The organism is Anoxybacillus sp. ST70 (assembly GCF_019553625.1).
Lineage (GTDB): Bacteria > Bacillota > Bacilli > Bacillales > Anoxybacillaceae > Anoxybacillus > Anoxybacillus gonensis.
This window is the reverse complement of the sequence record NZ_JAHZOF010000004.1, coordinates 48,659-64,483: the sequence shown is the minus strand read 5'-3', so window position 1 is coordinate 64,483 and position 15,825 is coordinate 48,659. Positions and strand designations below refer to the sequence as shown.

Annotated in this window: 20 protein-coding genes; 12 read left to right on the top strand and 8 right to left on the bottom strand. The window is 38.0% G+C overall.

Annotated elements, in window-relative coordinates; all coding sequences use genetic code 11:
* Positions 1-119: 119 nt before the first annotated feature.
* Positions 120-560 (top strand): flavodoxin, encoded by a 441-nt coding sequence (locus tag K1I43_RS07345; protein ID WP_019416545.1) that lies wholly within the window; start codon positions 120-122, stop codon positions 558-560.
* 91 nt (positions 561-651) lie between these two features.
* On the opposite strand, the gene K1I43_RS07340 is transcribed toward K1I43_RS07345, so the two are convergent.
* Entirely contained in the window at positions 652-1,959 is a 1,308-nt protein-coding gene (locus K1I43_RS07340) for an ATP-binding protein (RefSeq protein ID WP_220382629.1), read from the bottom strand.
* A gap of 193 nt (positions 1,960-2,152) precedes the next feature.
* Here K1I43_RS07340 and K1I43_RS07335 point away from each other — a divergent pair, with 193 nt between their 5' ends.
* Entirely contained in the window at positions 2,153-2,962 is an 810-nt protein-coding gene (locus tag K1I43_RS07335) for a uroporphyrinogen-III synthase (RefSeq protein ID WP_026011454.1), read from the top strand.
* A 22-nt stretch (positions 2,963-2,984) separates the two neighbouring features.
* Here K1I43_RS07335 and K1I43_RS07330 read toward each other — a convergent pair whose 3' ends face one another.
* Entirely contained in the window at positions 2,985-4,658 is a 1,674-nt protein-coding gene (locus tag K1I43_RS07330; RefSeq protein WP_019416543.1) for a methyl-accepting chemotaxis protein, read from the bottom strand.
* A gap of 89 nt (positions 4,659-4,747) precedes the next feature.
* Positions 4,748-5,848, bottom strand: coding sequence for an acyltransferase (locus K1I43_RS07325; protein ID WP_019416542.1), 1,101 nt, complete (start codon positions 5,846-5,848; stop codon positions 4,748-4,750).
* Positions 5,849-6,014: 166 nt separating this feature from the next.
* On the opposite strand from K1I43_RS07325, the gene K1I43_RS07320 reads away from it, so the two are divergent.
* The 3 genes from K1I43_RS07320 to K1I43_RS07310 are packed head-to-tail and all read left to right on the top strand — an operon-like array spanning position 6,015 to position 7,250.
* Positions 6,015-6,536: a metal-dependent hydrolase gene (locus K1I43_RS07320; RefSeq protein ID WP_019416541.1), complete on the top strand. Its 522-nt coding sequence runs from the start codon at positions 6,015-6,017 to the stop codon at positions 6,534-6,536.
* Positions 6,537-6,580: 44 nt separating this feature from the next.
* Positions 6,581-7,057 carry a ribonuclease E activity regulator RraA gene (rraA, locus tag K1I43_RS07315; protein ID WP_009361184.1) on the top strand — a complete coding sequence of 159 codons (477 nt, stop codon included), beginning with the start codon at positions 6,581-6,583 and terminating at the stop codon, positions 7,055-7,057.
* A 40-nt stretch (positions 7,058-7,097) separates the two neighbouring features.
* Complete coding sequence (locus tag K1I43_RS07310; RefSeq protein WP_019416539.1) at positions 7,098-7,250, top strand: hypothetical protein; 153 nt, start codon at positions 7,098-7,100, stop codon at positions 7,248-7,250.
* Positions 7,251-7,277: 27 nt separating this feature from the next.
* Here the strand turns inward: K1I43_RS07310 and K1I43_RS15665 are convergent, their stop codons facing one another.
* Complete coding sequence (locus tag K1I43_RS15665) at positions 7,278-7,409, bottom strand: hypothetical protein (RefSeq protein WP_019416538.1); 132 nt, start codon at positions 7,407-7,409, stop codon at positions 7,278-7,280.
* Between the two features lie 64 nt (positions 7,410-7,473).
* Here K1I43_RS15665 and K1I43_RS07305 point away from each other — a divergent pair, with 64 nt between their 5' ends.
* Positions 7,474-8,148 carry a class I SAM-dependent methyltransferase gene (locus tag K1I43_RS07305; RefSeq protein WP_009361187.1) on the top strand — a complete coding sequence of 225 codons (675 nt, stop codon included), beginning with the start codon at positions 7,474-7,476 and terminating at the stop codon, positions 8,146-8,148.
* Positions 8,149-8,153: 5 nt separating this feature from the next.
* On the opposite strand, the gene K1I43_RS07300 is transcribed toward K1I43_RS07305, so the two are convergent.
* From K1I43_RS07300 to metA, 3 genes are all read right to left on the bottom strand, one after another.
* Entirely contained in the window at positions 8,154-8,705 is a 552-nt protein-coding gene (locus K1I43_RS07300) for a PadR family transcriptional regulator (protein ID WP_009361188.1), read from the bottom strand.
* Position 8,706: 1 nt separating this feature from the next.
* Complete coding sequence (locus tag K1I43_RS07295; protein WP_026011453.1) at positions 8,707-10,212, bottom strand: MDR family MFS transporter; 1,506 nt, start codon at positions 10,210-10,212, stop codon at positions 8,707-8,709.
* A gap of 93 nt (positions 10,213-10,305) precedes the next feature.
* The gene (gene metA, locus K1I43_RS07290) at positions 10,306-11,214 is read right to left on the bottom strand and encodes a homoserine O-acetyltransferase MetA (RefSeq protein WP_026011452.1); all 909 of its coding nucleotides are present in this window, start codon (positions 11,212-11,214) and stop codon (positions 10,306-10,308) included.
* 144 nt (positions 11,215-11,358) lie between these two features.
* On the opposite strand from metA, the gene K1I43_RS07285 reads away from it, so the two are divergent.
* The 4 genes from K1I43_RS07285 to K1I43_RS07270 all read left to right on the top strand — a co-directional run bounded on the left by K1I43_RS07285 (position 11,359) and on the right by K1I43_RS07270 (position 14,239).
* A complete protein-coding gene (locus K1I43_RS07285; protein WP_026011451.1) occupies positions 11,359-11,793 on the top strand; it encodes a BrxA/BrxB family bacilliredoxin in 435 nt (144 codons plus the stop codon).
* A gap of 40 nt (positions 11,794-11,833) precedes the next feature.
* On the top strand, positions 11,834-12,610 hold the full coding sequence (locus K1I43_RS07280) for a class I SAM-dependent methyltransferase (protein WP_019416533.1): 777 nt from the start codon (positions 11,834-11,836) through the stop codon (positions 12,608-12,610).
* A 34-nt stretch (positions 12,611-12,644) separates the two neighbouring features.
* On the top strand, positions 12,645-12,776 hold the full coding sequence (locus tag K1I43_RS07275) for a YuzL family protein (protein ID WP_081957740.1): 132 nt from the start codon (positions 12,645-12,647) through the stop codon (positions 12,774-12,776).
* 197 nt (positions 12,777-12,973) lie between these two features.
* Positions 12,974-14,239, top strand: a complete 1,266-nt coding sequence (locus K1I43_RS07270; RefSeq protein WP_220382628.1) for a dicarboxylate/amino acid:cation symporter — start codon at positions 12,974-12,976, stop codon at positions 14,237-14,239.
* Here K1I43_RS07270 and K1I43_RS07265 read toward each other — a convergent pair.
* Entirely contained in the window at positions 14,227-14,592 is a 366-nt protein-coding gene (locus tag K1I43_RS07265) for a GIY-YIG nuclease family protein (RefSeq protein ID WP_009361195.1), read from the bottom strand. The genes K1I43_RS07270 and K1I43_RS07265 overlap by 13 nt on opposite strands.
* A 91-nt stretch (positions 14,593-14,683) precedes the next feature.
* Here K1I43_RS07265 and K1I43_RS07260 point away from each other — a divergent pair, with 91 nt between their 5' ends.
* Both K1I43_RS07260 and tatC read left to right on the top strand, forming a co-directional pair.
* A complete protein-coding gene (locus K1I43_RS07260; protein ID WP_009361196.1) occupies positions 14,684-14,878 on the top strand; it encodes a twin-arginine translocase TatA/TatE family subunit in 195 nt (64 codons plus the stop codon).
* An 88-nt stretch (positions 14,879-14,966) separates the two neighbouring features.
* A complete protein-coding gene (gene tatC, locus K1I43_RS07255; protein ID WP_192813507.1) occupies positions 14,967-15,686 on the top strand; it encodes a twin-arginine translocase subunit TatC in 720 nt (239 codons plus the stop codon).
* The last annotated feature ends 139 nt before the right edge of the window (positions 15,687-15,825 follow it).

The window sequence follows — 15,825 nt, the reverse complement described above, 5'->3', positions numbered from 1 at the left end:
AAGCGCGCGATGAGAAAAAGCGCGCGTTTTTTTATGAAAACTATTTGACAAAGATAATCATTATCATTTAATATATTTACTGAAAATAATTATCAATTATATTTATAGGGGGATTACTGATGGCAAAAGTAATCATGGTATTTACAAGCATGACAGGCAATACAGAAGAAATGGCGGAAGCGATTGCTCAAGGCGTTCGTGAACAAGGAGTCGAGTTAGATGTAAAAGAAGTGTTGGATGCTACCGCAACAGAACTTGAACAATATGACGGCATTTTGCTCGGAGCGTACACATGGGGAGATGGAGAACTGCCAGATGACTTTTTAGATTTTTATGATGAATTGAATGACGTGGACTTAACAGGAAAAAAAGCGGCTGTTTTCGGCTCATGCGATTCAAGTTATGAAAAATATGGTGCTGCTGTTGATATTTTAATCGAAAAACTGCAAGAATGTGGGGCCGAAGTCGTTCTTGAAGGATTGAAGATCGAATTGACGCCAACAAATAAAGATAAACAATTATGCATTGCGTTTGGTAAGGAATTTTCTAAACAGTTATAAAAGGTCGTTTCATATACGACCTTTTTCATTAGTTGAACTATGTTCTAAATAATCAATAAAAAAGAAAAGAACAAGTCAATAAATAACTTGTTCAAATTGGGATCGCTTTTTCGTTTTTTTGTGAAAATTTCTCAACATCTGATTTGTAATAAGATGGAAAATACATATATACGTCTGTTCCTTCCCCCACTTCACTATGAATAAATAAATCTCCTTTCATCGTCTCAACAATGCGGTAAACAACCATCATTCCAAGCCCCGTCCCTTTTGCTCCCTTTGTTGTAAAATACGGTTCTCCTAATCGTTCAATTTGGTCTTTTGTCATGCCAACTCCTGTATCACTAATATGAATAAGCACGTAATCTTTATCGATTGATACGTTAATACGCAATGTACCTCCATTTGGCATCGCTTCAATAGCATTTTTCATGACGTTCAACAAACATTGTTGAAATTTTTGGCGTTCTCCTTTTACCGCAAATGGCAAGAGGGATGTTTGAATTTCGATGCTGTTCATGTTAGCGAGGGGACGTAAAATATCAAGTACTCGCTCAATTTCGGTTTTTACATTTAATTTTTCGACATGTTCTGGAGCTGGTTTGGCGAACGTTAAGTAATCTGTAATAATTGCTTCGGCGCGGTCAATTTCTTCAATTGCAATTTGAATGTATTGTTTATCTTTATAATTCATTCGTTCACTTTGCAGTAACAATTGCATAAATCCTCTAGATACAGTTAATGGGTTGCGCACCTCGTGTGAAATGGAAGCAGCTAAATGTCCGACCACTTCCATCTTTTCGGCACGAATAATGCGTCGACGAAGGTCGCTATGTTTTTGGATCGTTTCAGTAATATAGGCACCTAAAAACGCTGCAAGTGGCTGTGCTGGAAAATATGTTGAAATAATGTGTAAAATTTGGTAGTCATCAACAATCCATATGCTAGAGAGTATCATTGTTAACATAGCTGTTCCGAGTGATAAAAGAGTAATCGAAGTAATTCGTTGTTTCGAAGATAAAGATGTTTGAAACTTTCTGTAAAGAAAGAAGCAAATAATGACTTGGATAGTTGTAATGATCATCGTTACAATAATACCCTCCGTGCCACCGATAATGAAGCGATAAATAACAGCGATGCTCGAAAGAAAAAGGGCTGACAATGCTCCTCCGTATAAACCGCCAATCCAAATAGCGACTTGACGTAAATCAAAAATAAAACCGTCTGTTACATGTATAGGGAATGTCATACAAAATATAATGCATATCCCGATCGCTATCGTTTTTAAAATTGTTTTTGCGTGATCGGATATGCGTCGTTCTTCAAGCCAGATAGGAACAATTAGTAGCGCTAATATAATAAAAAATAAATTTAGCAATATTTCTTTAATTAACGAGGGCATATAAAGCCGCTCCTTTCAAAGAATCATTTGTTTGAATTGTCGAAATATTTTTGTCGAATTGTCTTCTATATTGTAAGAAAAGTTCATCATGTTGTGAATACATAATCGTTCGATGTTTTATGTCACGTTTCTACAAATTTTGCGCCATCTCGCATCTTTATGTGGTATGATGGGAAGAAAAGGAGATGAGAGAATGGGTGAGAAAGCGTTAACGAATAAAAAAATTGCACTATGTGCCTCGCGTAAAATAGAGGAAATGAGTGCGCTTATCGTTAAACAAGGGGGCATTCCGATCTTGCGTCCTGCCCAAGGGACGATGTTTTTTAATGAAGAGCTAAAACAACAACTTCATCAAATGGTCAATGAACCAGTCGATTGGTTTATTTTTACGACAGGAATTGGTGTTGATACATTAATGAAAAAAGCAGACGAGTGGGGGGTGGGAGAAAAGTTTCTTCAAGCCATTCGTCAAGCGCATGTGGCGGTGCGTGGGTATAAAACGACAAACGTTTTACGTACATACGGCATAAGCCCACACATAACGGCAGAAGACGGAACAACACAAGGTCTTGTGCATGCGCTAAAGGACGTGGAATGGACAGACAAACGTGTCGTTGTTCAACTTTATGGAGACTCAGCTCCATCGTTGCAACAATTTTTAGTTAAACGAGGCGCGTTATATCAAGAGATATGGCCGTATCGCCATACGCCACCTGCGGCTGATGTGATGAAACAGCTTATTGAAGAAATCATCTCTCGTTCTGTACAAGCGGTTTGTTTTACATCAGCGATTCAAGTGCGCTTTTTCTTTTCATTTGTAAAGGAGTGGGGATATGTTCAAGAAATAAAACGAGCATTTGCTGATGATGTTGTAGCTGTTGCGGTAGGAAAAGTAACAAAAGAGGCATTACATGAAGAAGGGATTGCACGCGTCATTGCTCCAGCTCATGAACGGATGGGAGCGATGATTGTTGAACTTGCCCAATATTTTGACAAGCAGTAGCTGTGCATACATGTATGCACAGCTACAGACGAAATAATTCAACTATTGTACGAAGTTGCTCGCTAAGTTTAGCAAGCGTTTGGGCAGCGGAAGAAATTTGTTCGTTCATGGCTAGCTGTTCTTCTGCAGTTAGAGCGCTCTCTTTACTTTTTTGCATGACTTGATGCGCTAGTTGTTTTAATTGTTTCATCGTTTCAGTTATTTCGTTTGAAATCGCGGTCATTTGTTCAATCGCTGCTGATGTGGTTTGTACTTTAGAAAACACTCGTTCTACTGAGTCATCAATGGCTTGAAATGATCGTTTTGCCGTTTCATAGTATGTCGTGCCGTCAACAAGCTTTTTCGTATTTTCCTCGATGGCTTGCGCTACTTTTTTTGTTCCGATCTTTATTTGATCTAGCATCGTTTCAATTTCTTTTGCCGCTTCTTTCGATTGCTCAGATAGTTTTCGTACCTCGTCAGCGACAACAGTAAATCCTTTTCCATGCTCACCGGCACGCGCAGCTTCAATCGCTGCGTTTAGAGCAAGCAAGTTCGTTTGTTCAGCGATAGCCGTAATGACGTTCGTAATTTTTCCAATTTTCTCAGAATGTTGTTGAAGTGATTCAACAAGTGTTTTTGTTGTAAACATGGCATCACGCATATCGGAAGCTTGTGTTGTCACCGCTTGAATGGAATGTTTCCCTTGATTGACAAAATCATGTGCTCGTTCTGCTGATGCAAGCAAATCTTCTGTACTTTCGGCAATTTGACTCATCCCGATGGAAAATTCATGTAAAGAATCGTCCGCTACTTTGAGCATGCGCAATTGTTGTTCCGCTTCTGCATATGTTTGCTCAGCCGTTTCTGTCGCTTTCTCGGACGACTGCGTACTTTGTTCTGAGCTAGCGGCAAACTGCTCTGCTTGCGATGCCATATGAATAGAAATATCCTTCATCGTTTCAATCGTTTGCTTCAATTTTGTTTTCATGTCATTAATTGATTCAATCATATATTTTGTTTCGTCTTTTGTTTTCACTGGCAAAGGTGGGGAAGATAAGTCTTGTTTTGCTATGCGTTGTAGTTCGTCAGAAACGAGGCGGATCGGCTTGGCAATTTGTCGACTAATAAAAAAGGAAGCAACGCTACCAAATAAAATGAGGGATGTGATAATTATGAGTGATATCATATACGTTTGTTTCATGTACTGTTCAATGTGTTGTTGATCCGTTGCTAATAATGTTTTTTGTCGCTGTAACATTTGTTCAGCCGTTTGTAAAAAATGGTTACCTGTTTGTTGAAGCTTCTGGACAATACTTGCTTGTTCTTGTTTATTAGTTGTACGTAAAAATTGTTGTACGAACTGGAAATATTGATATTCTAGTTGTTGTAACTTATTAATAACCGTTTTGCTTTCGGTTGTTGTTAACATTGAGCTTATTTGTTCGTAATTTGTATAAAAACTCCTTCGGTTTTCTTCATAACTCGCTAAAAATTTATCATCTTTTAGTAGCAAATAAGTTAGTATATCTTTTCTCTCTTCATAAAAAAGAGTGACCATTTCATCTGTTTTCGTAATGATATGGAAACGATGATCGATTAAGTGATTGTACATCTCTTTTGTTTCATTCATTCTAAATATTTGGAATCCTCCTACAACGATAACGATTAATAAAATGATGAAGCACCCTAAAAAAATTTTCCGACTAATGTTCATATTTTTCCTCCTTTTTCTATTTGTCCAATTTATTATATGTTTGGTAAAAGGACGGGTTTGTGCAAATAAAACAAAAGACATCCCAAAAATTAACTTGGGACGCCTTTTTTCAGTTTTGAAAATATAGGGATGGAAATGGTTCGACGTTCACGTGCTTGACCGATAAAAAGTAAGCTAAACGGTGTAGCGTGTATCATATAGCAAATACCGATGGAAGCAATGGTTGTCATGGCGAATAACATGACCGCTTGTAATAGGGAATACATCGTTGTCGGAATAATCGACACAAACATGGATAAGAAAAATACATGTCCGATATATGCTCCGTACGTATATCGACTAACGAAACGTAACGCTGTATATAGGAGCGATTTTGTTTGTACAATGGTGATTGATAAACCGTATAACAAGAAAATTTCTGATGTGACATATAACACCATTGAAGGTTTTAAATACGTGATCGTTGTTAAATCGATCGAAAAAATGCTTTGCGATGTAAATAATTCATACCCAACAAAAATAAATAAAGATAAAAATAAAAATGTGTTAAGTGGAATAGCCCGAATAACAAATTTTCGCCAAGCTGGCAATGTGTATGCGGCCATACCACCTAAACCAAAATAGAAGAAATAAGATAAAAATGTGCGATCAATGTAATGTACATATGATTTGCTTTGAACGAATGGAGAAATGAATGTAACAAAGCTCATGTAAATGATCGCACTAACAATAATAAATAATTTCCAATACTTTTTTTCATTCAGCCAACGGAAAAAGGGAACAATGGCGCCAATGAGTAAATGAAATTGTATAATCATGACGACATACCATAAATGAGGAGCTGCTTCCCCAAGCAATAGTTGTTTCATCGCTTCCCATGCATGTGGATGACTAAATACAAAGTAAATAGATGACCATGTGATATACGGGATAATTAGCTCTCTCCATTTATGGGCCATGTAACGTGAGTAATGAATGGCTTCGTTTTGTTGTGCAATATGAAATCCAACTAAAAAGACGAACACAGGCGCAGAAAATTTGACGACTTGAAACAATATACTGATCATAATCGCTTCCTCAGCATGTGGATAGCGATCATTCATAACATATAATAACGCACTTTGAAAAACGACCGCTAAAAATGCTAAACTTTTCATAACGCTTAGTTCTGCAGGTGTTTTTTTTATCATTTTTCCTCACCAGCTTCATTTGTCAATTTGTTCATATACTAGTATAATGCTAATAGTTTCACAAAGTTAGTTGAAGAATGAACATTTATTGAAAAAACAGTCTCAAATTCATGAATGTTAATAATTAGTGTCATGTGAAGCGTTTACAAAAGGAAGGTGAAAAACAATGCGTTATCATACTCATATTGTTTCATCATTAGCCATTGGTGCGGGGATTGCAACGTATACCCCTATATCTTTTACTGTTACCTATGCAGCAGGATTAGCTATTGGAGGGTTGCTTCCTGATATTGATGAACCAAATTCGTATATTGGTCGCCGCTCACTTGGTGTGGCGAAACAAGTGAAAAAGGCGTTTGGTCATCGTGGATTTACGCACTCGCTATTAGCATGGGGAGCGATCACAGCCGTTTTATTATTCCAACATTTTTCTCCTTTTACGCTCGGATTATGTCTCGGTTATGCGTTTCATGTGTTAGCTGATTACTGTTCGAGTCAAGGTGTTCCGCTACTTTGGCCATTTTCGAAAAAAAGATATCGTTTTATTATGACTTATCGTACGTCTAGCTTTTTTGAAACGTTGCTTTTTTACTGCTTTCTCGTTTTGTTTATTTATTTTTTAACGAACGGAGCGATAGAAGAGAACAGTTCGTTCTTTTCGTTTTCATTTATTGATTTTTCTGAATAAATTGAATATTATTATGTTGAGATTGACAAAAATGGGGGATGAGGATGAAAACGGCAGATTTATGCGATCAATACGGGGAACGTGTACGCGTTTGTTCATTGACATTTCAAAGTTATGGTGGAAAAACATCATTTTATGGACCAATGACAACAGTAGATGTTTTTGAGGATAATGTACTTGTTCGAGAAGCGCTAGAAACGGTACCCGCAGGAAGTGTAGTCGTTGTTGACGGAAAAGGATCGAGACGTTGTGCGCTTGTAGGGGATCGCCTCGCGCAAATCGCATATGATCGCCAATTGGCAGGTATTATTGTACACGGATGTATTCGTGATTCGAAAGAAATCAGCACGATGCCAATTGGTGTCGTTGCCCTCGGAACATGTCCGCGCAAAAGTAAAAAAGAAGGAAAAGGGGCACGAGATACAGTTGTTTATTTCGGGGATATAGAGTGGAGGCCGGGTACATACGTGTATGTTGATGAAGATGGGGTGATTGTTTCAGACGAGCCTTTGCATGAATAACGATTTGTTCGGTTATTCTATCGTCTAGGGGGGATAGGCGATGGAGAAAAAACGAACAATGCGAGAAGATGAAGTAGCGTTTGCTGAACAAGAGATCAACCGTTATTTTTATGGCTATCCACATGAAGAAGGCGTTCCGTTTTATGTGGGGAACAACACACCAGCTATTCGTGTTAGCAAGCGAGAAGAATGAGTCGGGCGATCAGCCCGACTTTTTTCATTACTCTGTTTTATCGCTTTGGCTTTTGTTTTGCTTACGGCCTTTACTGTTATCTCCTGCACCTTCATATAGTTGTCCATGTTGTGTCGGTGCGTTTTGATTTCGACTTCCTTCGTTCACTTTTTTTGTCATGTTTCGGCCTCCTTTCTGCTACAATAAACGTAACATGTTTATTTTTTCAAAAAGGGGTGGAGTTATGCGCGCATGGCATAAAGAGGCGGAAAAACAATGGGATGAGCGGGCAGAGTGGTGGCATCAAAGTAGTGAAGACATGTGGGAGAGAGGAAGTCGAAAGACAATTATTCCGTTTGTCACGACATATATGCCGAAAGAAGGATATATTGCAGATATTGGATGTGGGGATGGATACGGGTCATATAAACTATGTCAACAAGGATATCGTGTCATCGGATTAGATTTATCAAGTGAAATGATTGAATTAGCGAAAAAACAAAGGTATCATGAACATCTTCATTTTCAACAAGCAGACATTATGAACTTGCCTTTTCCAGATGAAACGTTTTCCGGTGCGATGATTATTAACTGCTTGGAATGGACTGAACGCCCACTTGCTGCACTTGAAGAAGTTCGTCGGGTGTTAAAAACAAATGCATATGTATGCGTCGGCATTCTTGGCCCAACGGCCGCTCCTCGAGTGAATAGCTATCGTCGTTTATATGATGAAGCAGTCATTTGTAATACGATGATGCCATGGGAGTTTGAACAGTTAGCAAAGGAAAATGGCTTCATCACTGTTTCTCAAGAGGGAGTGTATAAGCGTGGCGTCGATGAGCATTCCATTCAACAGCTACCAACAGAATTAAAACAGGCTGTTTCGTTTATGTGGTTATTTATGTTGCAAAAAAAGTGAGGGAGCTAGCTCCCTCCTTTTTCATGTAGTTTTTTATTGTTAGCAACTTGGATTAATTGTTGGAGCCATTCTATTTCGGTTTCTAAATGCATGATGACTCCTTTTAACACGTACAATTTTGCGACATATTCATTTGGTCGCTTTTGTTCAAATATCCATTTCAATTTTTCGAGTTGTTGTTTTGTTTCTTGCAAACGTCGCTCTAATACCGCACTTACTTTTGCTGCATCGGCATATGCAGCAAAAGATAGTCCCGCATAAATAGAACGGTGAATATGTTCATGTTTTTGTAATTCTTCTAGCAAGAGCTGTTCAAAGTGTTGCTTTCCTTTTTCGGTAATGCGGTAAATCGTTTTATCTGGACGATTTGTATCGCGTACGACATCGACCACTTCTACATATCCTTGTCTTTCAAGCTGATCAAAGGCATAATAGAGCGATCCGGCTGCAAGTTTAATATAATGTTTCATATGGCGTTCATTGACAATTTGTTGAATTTCATATGGATGTTTTTCACCTTCCATCAACAAGCCGAGAATAACAAGTTTCACGCTCATTTTATTCCCCTACTTTTGCCCTTTTTTGTATTTCTAGTTTTTCATTTCCCATGAAGAAAATCAATAGGAATGAAAGAGCAATTGGGATTAATGCGAGCGTAAATGCATACGTAATGGATGATGCCAACGCATCGACAATTTTTTGTAAAATAGGTGCTGGAATTTGTGCGCGTGCTCCTGCTTCAAATAGTGCACGTGGATCGAACGAATGTGCTGATGGCATCGAACCGAAAGTTTCTTTTAAATTGTTAGTTAATGTATTTGTTTGAATCGTTCCGAAAATGGTAATGCCGAGCGTCATGCCGAGCGAGCGAAAGAACGAATTGGTTGAATTCGCTGTTCCACGAAAACGTGGTTCTAAATTGTGCATTGATGCAGTCGGTAACAAAGAAAATGAGAACCCAACGCCAAATCCCGCAATTGCCATATACACAGTTAACCATATACGCGATGTTTCCGGTGTCATGAAACTAAGTAGAAGCATGCCTGTAAAGTAGGCGATCACAGAAATAAACATAATGTTTCGATACGATGTTTTCGTTTGTGAAATACCAGCAAACGAACTGCCTGCAACAGATCCAAGCATCATTGGCATTAAGATTAATCCAGCATTTTTTGCTGTACCGCCATAAACCGCTTGTACAAATACCGGGATAAAAACAGTTAAAATGACAAATGTCGCACCGTATAAAAAAGCAAGCAACTGCGCTACAGCAAATGTTCGTCGTTTAAATAGTGAAAATGAGATAATTGGTTCCTTTGCTTTTGTTTCTACATACAAAAATGCGAGTAAGAAAATCGCACTAATCATAAATAACGATATGATGGTGAATGAATCCCAATCATATTTTTTTCCACCTAATTCAAGGGCGAACATTAAGCTAACGACTGTAACAATGAGAGTAAGTGCACCGAACCAATCGATAGTTTGTTTCGTGTGTGGTGTCGTTTCTTTGTAATAACGAACAATGAAAAAAATGGACAATAAACCGATTGGGACATTGACGTAAAATACCCAATGCCAACTTAAGTAATCGGTAATATAGGCACCGAGGAGCGGACCAAGCACGCTTGATATCCCAAAGACCGCCCCGAGCAATCCTGTCATTTTTCCCCGTTTTTCTGGTGGGAACACGTCAAATACGATGGTAAATGCAATCGGCATTAATGCCCCGCCACCAATTCCTTGAATCGCGCGGAAAATGCTAAGTTGTACAATGCTTTGTGCTAAACCACAGAGCGCAGAACCGATTAAAAAGACGATTAATCCGAATAAAAAGAAACGTTTTCGACCATACATATCTGACAATTTCCCGAATATCGGCATACCAGCCATGACGGCAACCATATAAGCAGATGTGACCCAAACAAATTGATCTACGCCACCTAAATCAGCAACGATCGTCCCGATTGCCGTTGCAACAATTGTGTTATCCATCGCTGCCATTAGGATTGCTAATAACAATCCAGCTACAATAAACGATAAATGTCGTTGTTCATTTTCCATTTTTATTACGCTCCTTCGTATGAATGATATACAAATTATTATATTCAAATTTGAATATATATCAATAAAAAAGCTCTCGCAAAAAGCGAAAGCTTACTCCCAAATGTAAGGCGTTTCTTGATACACATAGTAGTTGAGCCAGTTAACAAACAGTAAATTCGCATGAGAACGCCACTTGTTATATGGTTGCTTATTCGGATCGTCATGCGGAAAATAATATTTTGGAATTTGAATATCCAACCCTTTAGCCACATCTCGTTCATATTCTTCTTTTAGCGTTGTGGCATCATACTCTGGGTGCCCTGTTAAAAACACTTGTTTTCCATCATTTGAAATGACGAGACAGACGCCAGCTTCTTCGGATGAAGATAAAATCGTTAACTCTGAAACCGCTTCGATATGTTCACGTTTCACGTCTGTATGGCGAGAGTGTGGGATTTTATGAATATCGTCAAATCCACGAATCAGTTTCACGTGCTTTTGTTCTAACACATGATCGAATACCCCGAAACATTTTTGGGGTAAATCGTATTTTGGAATACCGTAATGATAGTACATCCCTGCTTGTGCACCCCAACAAATATGTAACGTAGATGTGACATTCGTCTTTGTCCATTCCATAATTTGAGTTAACTCATCCCAGTAATCGACTTGTTCAAACGGCAAATGTTCAACGGGTGCACCGGTAATAATCATGCCATCATATTTTCTATGCTGAACATGTTGAAATGTTGTATAAAATTGATCAAGATGATGTTTTGATGTTGTTTTCGCTTCATGTGTTTCAGGACGTAAAAAAGTGACATGTACTTGTAGCGGTGAATTTCCAAGTAAACGCAATAGCTGTGTTTCTGCTTTTTCTTTTTGCGGCATTAAGTTTAAAATGATAATGTTTAACGGTCGAATGTCTTGAGAATAGGCGCGATCTTCATCCATGACGAAAATATTTTCTTGTTCTAGTATTTCTTTAGCTGGAAGATCACGAGGAATATTAATTGGCAATGTTCTCAACCTCCATTTACATCATATAAATATATTCATTATAAAAATTTTTAGAAAATTGTTCAATGTTTTTTATTTTATTGATTTTTCTATTTGCATTGTTGTATCCTTGTAAAAGCAAGAATGATTTGGAGGGATGCACGTATGTTTATGTCATATGAAGAATATATGCGCCAAGTAGTACAACCGATGCGTGATGAATTAGTCAGCGGTGGATTTAAAGAATTACGTACGAGCGAAGAAGTAGAACAATTTATAGAACAAGTAGAAGGAACGACATTTGTTGTCATTAATTCCGTTTGTGGTTGTGCAGCAGGGCTTGCACGTCCGGCGGCTATTCAGGCGGTACAAATGAGTGAGAAAAAACCAGACCATCTTGTGACAGTGTTTGCTGGACAAGATCGTGAAGCAACGGCTAAAATGCGTGAGTATTTCGTTGGTATAGAACCTTCTTCGCCATCGATGGCCTTATTAAAAGGAAAAGAAGTTGTTCATTTTATTCCGCGCCACGATATCGAAGCAAATTCGCTTGAAAATATTATGCAAAATATTATGCAAGCTTTTGAAAAACATTGTTAAGGGTGTCCGATTGACATCCTTTTTCTTTTGGGGTGAACGTATGATTGTGACAACTGCTGGCCGAACAAACGAACAAATGATTGAAAAAGCGAAACAAATTGCCGAAGAATTACAAATTCCGTACATTCCGCGTCAGAAACGTTCCATTCCAGCCATTCAGCAACAGATAGCTGAACCTGTTTTGGTTGTAGGGAAAGAAAGATTAGAAATCCATTTGATTAACGGAGATGAACCGTTATTTTTTCATCCAAATTCTGCCTCTTTTCGTGCGAAGCGTATTTTAAAAGGGGAAAGTGAACCTTTTTTACAAGCGACGAAATTACAAAAAGGAATGACGTTTTTAGATTGTACGCTTGGATTAGCAGCTGATAGCATAGTCGCTAGCTTAGTTGTTGGTGAAGAAGGAAAAGTGGTAGGGATCGAAGGAAGTGCATATATCGCTTACTTAACAAAACAAGGGTTACGTCATTGGGAAAGTGATGTTGTTCAACTGAATGAAGCGATGCGACGCATTCATGTGCATTATGCCGATTTTCGCTCTTTTTTAGCGCAATGTGATGATCAGTCATATGATGTCGTTTATCTGGATCCGATGTTTGAAGTAAGCATTGAGGAAGCGGATGGACTAAGGGGATTAAAACAGGCAGCGCTATATACGGATGTTACAGCAGAAGATATCGAACAAGCGAAACGAGTAGCTCGACAACGAGTTGTGCTAAAAGACCATTGGCAAAGTTCACGTTTTGATCAATTTCATTTTTTCGTTTATCGAAGAAAAACAGCAAAATTTCATTTTGGAACGATTGAACTTTCATAAATGAAGCAAAATAAGATAGTAGGAGGTGAATGAAGTGGGGAAACGAAAAAAAGATGCTTCGAAAACAGGATTAAGTTCACCAGAGATTCAAGGGCAAGGTACGACTGAGCATGAAACAGGAAACATCGAAGCGGATTCGAGTCGCAAAAAAACAAAGCGTTCGTAAACTACCACATCATTGTGGTAGTTATTTTTTTGTAAAAAAAGAAATTCAACCACTTTTCTAACAATTATATTCATTTTTTCTTTACAATTTTAAAAAAAACATTTACAATTGAATAGGTCCTCTCCCTTAACCCTTTTCCCATACGAAGTTGAATACGTTTTACAGCAAAAGACGCAGAAATTGATGGAGGTGTGGATATGTCAATGACGAAAAAAATTTTACTAGGAATGTTTGCAGGAATTATCGTTGGACTCATTTTCAACTTAGCTCTTCCAACAGAATGGTTTGACCTCGCAAAAACATACGTACTCAATCCGCTTGGAACAATATTCATTAACTTGATTAAATTGCTTGTTGTTCCAATTGTTCTTGTATCGCTCATTTTAGGAGCAGCTGGTGTTGGTGATCCGAAAAAACTTGGTCGTATTGGTATCAAAACAATCGCATTCTTTTTAATTACTACTTCTCTTGCGCTTGTTATTGCTTTAACATTAGGATCTGTGATTCGTCCAGGAGAAGGGAATTTTAATTTAGAAGGGGCATCGTTTGAAAAGAAAGAAGCTCCGCCAGTTGTAGATACATTATTGAATATTATTCCAACAAACCCATTCCAAGCTATGGTTGAAGGAAATATGTTACAAGTCATTGTATTTGCGGTGTTGGTTGGAATGGCCATTGCTCGCCTCGGTGATCGAGTAAAACAAGTGCGAGTCATTGTAGAACAAGCAAATGATCTTCTCATGTATTTAGTAGAATGGGTGATGAAGTTTGCGCCATATGGTGCGTTCGCATTAATTGCCATTGCAATTGGCGGACAAGGATTTGATGCGATTGCAGCGATGGGGAAATATATGTTTGCTGTATTGTTAGCGTTATTTATTCATTTCTTCGTCGTGTATGGTATGGCGGTATGGACACTTGGGAAAATGAGCCCTATCGCGTTTATTAAAGGATTTTCTCCAGCGATGGCGGTTGCGTTTAGTACATCGAGCAGCAATGCTACGTTGCCAGTGTCGATGGAAACAGCACAAAAAAATTTAAACGTTCCGAAAAGCATTAGCGGTTTTGTTCAACCTCTTGGGGCCACAATTAATATGGATGGAACAGCCATTATGCAAGGTGTGGCAACGATGTTTATCGCGCAAGTGTATGGTGTGGACTTAACATTTAGCGATCTTTTGACCGTCATTTTAACAGCAACACTTGCGAGCATTGGTACAGCAGGCGTTCCAGGTGTTGGTTTAATTATGCTTTCCATGGTGTTAACATCCGTCGGTCTACCTGTTGAAGGAATTGCGCTCATTTTAGGTGTTGACCGCTTACTCGATATGACGAGAACAGTCGTGAATATTACAGGCGATGCGGCATGTGCAGTTATTATTGCAAAATCGGAAGAAAAATACGAAAAAAATATGAGAAAGCAAGTTAAACGAGGGAATACGTCCCTCGTTTATTCTTTATAATAAATAAGATGGGAAAAACAGCGACAGTCCGATGAGCCGAATTTTTTTACAATCCATCGACCTTTATATTGTTGAAACAACTGTTGGGCACGTTCGCATTCACTCAGTTCGGAGGAATACGTTTGCACATGTGTAATTGTACCATACGGACGAATGTAATCAATGTGCCAACGTTTTCGTTTTTCCATTTGCATATGACGTTGAATACGTGATTGAATGTTTCGTTTCGCGCTTCCTACATAAATATAGTTTCCGCTTGGGAATAAAAAATTGCCTAATTGACCGACTTTTATAGTGACATCGCTAGTTATGGTAAAGAAAATAGCGTACACTGTATGTTGATTGTCAAACATTTCTCACACCTCTTAAAAATTTGTCATTGAAAAATGAAGATCTTAGCAATACAATAAAAGAAGCGTATGTATAAAAAAAGGAGATGACGTTATGCTTTCAAATATCGGAGTACCTGGCTTAATTTTAATTCTTGTCATCGCTCTTGTCATTTTCGGACCGAAAAAATTACCTGAAATCGGACGGGCTTTTGGTGAAACATTGCGTGAGTTTAAAAAGTCAACAAAAGGATTGCGTGATGAAGTATTAGAGGAGCTTGATGAAAAGAAAGAAGCGCGTAAATCATAAGGCGGCAACGATGTGTTGCCGTTTTTAACATGGAAAAAGGTTGGTGTTTACGCTCGTGGAAGAAAAGAAACGATATGAAGACAAAGAGATGACGCTAGTCGAGCATTTAGAAGAATTACGCAAACGCGTGTTTATTGTTGTTGGAGCACTTATTTTATTTTTTATTGTAGGATTCATTTTTGTCCAAGATTTATATCGTTGGTTAATCGCTGATTTGGATGTGAAGCTAACGATTTTAGGTCCGACCGATATTTTATGGGTATATGTGATGTTAGCTGGCGTGTTTGCCATTACAATGACGATTCCTGTATTCGTTTGGCAAGTATGGATGTTCGTGAAACCTGCTCTTACACCACGAGAGCGAAAAGTAACGCTGTCATATATTCCAGCGACATTTTTGCTATTTGTACTCGGTTTATGTTTTGGTTACTTTGTTGTATTGCCTATGGTGTTTCACTTTTTAATGAGCCTCGGTGAAGATTTGTTCGCAACGATGTTTACAACAGAAAAGTATTTTCGTTTTATTTTGAACATGACGATTCCATTTGCGATCTTGTTTGAATTGCCAATTATCGTTATGTTTTTAACAAGTATTGGAATCATTAATCCGTATGCGTTGCAAAAAGTGAGAAAATACGCGTATTTTGTATTAGTAATTATCGCGGTCACGATTACACCGCCAGATTTTATTTCCGACTTTTTAGTAACGATCCCATTGCTTTTGTTATATGAAGTAAGTATATCAATCTCAAAATTTGTGTATAAACGAAAAGAAAAACAGTTGGAGCAAGAAGCGTCTTCCGAATAGAAGGCGCTTTTTTATTTACCCACTTATTATAATAAAAACTATTTTCACGTTGTTAATATATTTAAGAACATTTTGTTACAATTATGCCACAAAAATAACATAAAGGTAAATAATGATATATAATCAATTGTAAACGTTA